Origin of the sequence: Duganella vulcania (assembly GCF_009857655.1) — a bacterium.
Taxonomy (GTDB): Bacteria; Pseudomonadota; Gammaproteobacteria; order Burkholderiales; family Burkholderiaceae_D; genus Rugamonas; species Rugamonas vulcania.
On sequence record NZ_WWCX01000315.1, the window covers coordinates 1 to 341 of the forward strand.

Annotated in this window: 1 protein-coding gene; it reads right to left on the reverse strand. The window is 74.8% G+C overall.

What is annotated here, in order from left to right:
• Nucleotides 1–341, reverse strand: a 341-nt coding sequence (locus tag GTP90_RS36170) for a hypothetical protein (protein ID WP_161087977.1), incomplete at both ends; no start/stop codon positions are given.

Below are 341 nucleotides of genomic sequence, written 5' to 3' on the forward strand. Positions count from 1 at the left end.
GCCAGCAGCGCGTTGCCGCTGGCCTGCAGCCCGGTCCGCAGCGCGGCCTCGGCCGTCTCGCCCGGCAACTGGTGCGGGCCGCCGGCCCGGGTCACGATCACGCCCTCGCTGTCGTACAGCGACATGGCCTGGTGGCTGCCGATGTTTTCGTCGCGCAGGATGTTGGCCAGGCGTTCCGGCTTGAGCAGCGCGGTCAGCGCGTAGGCCAGGCGGCGCTCGACCCGCACCGGGACGTCGATCGCCAGCTGGGCGTTGGCGCCGTTGCCCACCAGCGACAGCTGCACGCGGTCGTGCGCGTACAGCGGCGCCAGGCGGCGGCGGTTGTCGGCGGCGGCCAGCGC